The sequence below is a fragment of the Frankia sp. CcWB2 genome (genome assembly GCF_977927585.1).
Window position 1 is genome coordinate 10476 of record NZ_CDWRCM010000123.1, and the last position, 2729, is coordinate 13204.

Here is a 2729-nt window from a genome sequence, read left to right on the forward strand (position 1 = left end):
GCTGTCCAAGGTCAATCCCCTCACGGTGACCCGGGTCAGCTTCGCGTTCTCCCTCTGCGTCTTTGTGGTTCTGCTCGTCGCGATCGCCGTGCTGTGGTTCGTCCTGAACTCGATCGGCGTGTTCGACAGCGTCTCCGACGCGGCCGACACTCTGACCGACAGCAGCAGCACCGACATCCGAGGATGGCTGTCGTTCGGCCGGGCAATGCAGATCAGCTTGCTCATCGGGGCGATCAACGTCATCCTCATGACCGCGCTGTCCACGCTCGGTGCCCTGCTCTACAACCTCTGCGCCGAGATGATCGGCGGCGTCGAGCTGACCCTGAGCGATCATTAGCTTGGAGGTGCGGCGGCGGTCCCACTCCTCCGCCGCCGTCCTGTATTCTTGCACTCGCAGCACGGACCTATAGCTCAGTCGGTTAGAGCGCTTCCCTGATAAGGAAGAGGCCGGTGGTTCAAGTCCACCTAGGTCCACGCGCTGGCCGGTCATGCTCGCCGCCCTGTGGGCGGCTTCGCCGTGGCCGTCATGCTGGCCGGGGGGCCAAGCCCCCCGAACCCCCCGCGTTGCGCCTTCGGAGCTCGCCGTGCCCAGCGGGGTGGTCGGGCCCCGGCGGCGAGGTCTGAGATCAAGGCCGGGTCGACGTGCTGCGCGAGGTCGAGGGCAACGCCACAGGGACGACCCCCGGCTGCATAAACCGTCCACCGGTGATCCGGGAAGATCCCCGCGCGTGCGGGGATGACGCCGCCGCAGCGGGCGTCAGGCTCGGCGGGTCGGGAAGATCCCCGCGTACGCGGGGACGACGAACCACCGGCCTCTTCCTTATCAGGGAAGCGCGGAAGATCCCCGCGCATGCGGGGACGACACTTGCTGACCTGGGAATCTATCAGCGGAGCAGGCCGAAAAACTTCACTCCGCTAAGCCGGCCGTTGGCGGTCGGCAGGGTGCCAGACGTGGCGGCGGAACCCGTGTGCCTGTCAGTGTCCCGGCGACGGGGTGGGCGGGCCGCCGGCACGACGGTCCGTACGCGCGGCCAGCGCACATAGCGCAGCCGGCGCAGACCGGGAAGCCTGCGCCACGTCAGGGAGCTGGCCGTGCCGGTCGCGCCGAGGCGGCGGACACCGAGGCGGGCACCGGGGTGTAGCGAAGCTTCTCCACCAGGATGGACAGCCGGCGGCCCGGTTTCTCCAGGACGACGTAGCTGATCCATCCACCGAGGATGCCGGCCGTGACCAGCAGGGCGGCCACCCACGGAAACGCCGACGGCGCATGACTGACCAGCCCGTGCCGGTCCAGCACTAGCAGCAGAATCGGCTCATGCCACAGGTACACGCTGTAGCTGATCATGCCGAGCCAGACGAATGCCGGGGTGGCGAAGAACCGGCGCCACAGCGTGTCGCGGGGCGCCAGCACGGACGCGGCGAACAGCACACCGAAACCGATCGAATTCAGCGTGGAGAACGCCTCGAACGATGCCGCGGTGTGCCCCCGGACCATCGCGTCAGCGATGATGAGCCCGGCGGCGACGAACCGCAACGCACACGCGAGCGGGGCGGACAACGGCCGTTCCCGACCGCGGCGGACATAGAGAACCGCAGTGATCATTCCGAGGCCGAAGTTGCCGGCATAGTTCTGCGGCGAGAACCAGTACGCCCACTGGTCGTGCTGGGCCCGCACGATGTAGACCGCGTAGACGATCCAGACGGCGGACACCACGATCAGCAGGACCGGCGGCAGGCAGAGCCGCCGCCAGCGATGCGCCTCGGGTAGTCGATGGGTCTGCCGCCGCCGCAGCCAGCCGGCGACCAGGGCGAGGTAGAGATAGAAGTAGACCTCGACGGCCAGCGACCAGGCCGGGCCGATCGTGTAAAATACCCGTTTACTGTCGAAGACCTGGGTGAAGGTCAGGTGTTCGACCAGGTCGATCCAGTCGCCGGGCAGGCCGGGGTTGCGCGCCGCCCATACGATGATGAGCGCCGTGTAGTACAGCGGAAGAATCCGCAGCCCACGACGTATGAGCGTGTCTGTGGGTGACCGTTGGGTCCGGCCGGCCCTGACCCGGTTCACCATCGGCATATACAGCAGGAACCCGGAGACCAGGAAGAACCAACTGATCATCCCGTCGAAGGCGCCGAGGACCTGGCCGAGGAATGTACCCGCGTACGACGTGTTGCCATCCCCGCGGCAGAACTGATAGGCGTGGAAAATGATCACCGAGATCGCCGCCACGCCGCGGAACCCGCCCAGGTCGACCAGCTCGAGCCTGGGATCGCCCACCGTCGTCTGCCGACGACCGCGGCGGTTTCCTCCGGTCTCTCCGGTGATACCTGCCTCCCCGGCCCGCGGCCGGGCCGAGGTCCGGACCGGCACCGTCGGCCGCTCCCTCGGTGGCGGTAACGGTGGTGGCGGCGGTGGCACCGGTGGCGGTGGGGGCTGCGCCCACCAGGACGGGAGAGCCGGCGCGGGCAGAACTCGGGACCTCGGCACGATGTTTCGAGGGTCGCCTGGTGTGGTCATGACCTGGCTTCGGGGTAAGGGACCACACCGCCCGCCGCGAAGCCGGCTGGAGGTGCGGTCGCGCTGTCCGGCGTGACCGGGTCGGGCTGCGGCACGGTGCGTGGGGTCACGTGCCACTCTCGTTCCCGCAGCAACTCCTTCACCGGTGCCAGCCGGGCGATGACGTTCTTGAACTCGCTGTAGAAGATGTTCATCAGGCAGAACTGGACGTAAA

At 67.8% G+C, this 2729-nt stretch carries 2 protein-coding genes, 1 tRNA gene and 1 pseudogene; 2 read left to right on the forward strand and 2 right to left on the reverse strand.

Annotation, left to right across the window (positions count from 1 at the left end):
• Positions 1-337, forward strand: a 337-nt coding sequence (locus ACY45C_RS13835; RefSeq protein WP_462188018.1) for a DUF3566 domain-containing protein, incomplete at its 5' end; no start/stop codon positions are given.
• A 63-nt stretch (positions 338-400) separates the two neighbouring features.
• Positions 401-474, forward strand: a tRNA-Ile gene (locus tag ACY45C_RS13840).
• Between the two features lie 604 nt (positions 475-1078).
• On the opposite strand, the gene ACY45C_RS13845 is transcribed toward ACY45C_RS13840, so the two are convergent.
• Together ACY45C_RS13845 and ACY45C_RS13850 are read right to left on the reverse strand one after the other, a co-directional pair.
• A complete protein-coding gene (locus ACY45C_RS13845) occupies positions 1079-2275 on the reverse strand; it encodes an acyltransferase family protein (RefSeq protein WP_462188019.1) in 1197 nt (398 codons plus the stop codon).
• A gap of 236 nt (positions 2276-2511) precedes the next feature.
• Positions 2512-2729, reverse strand: a pseudogene (locus ACY45C_RS13850) (glycosyltransferase family 2 protein); the annotation flags it as partial.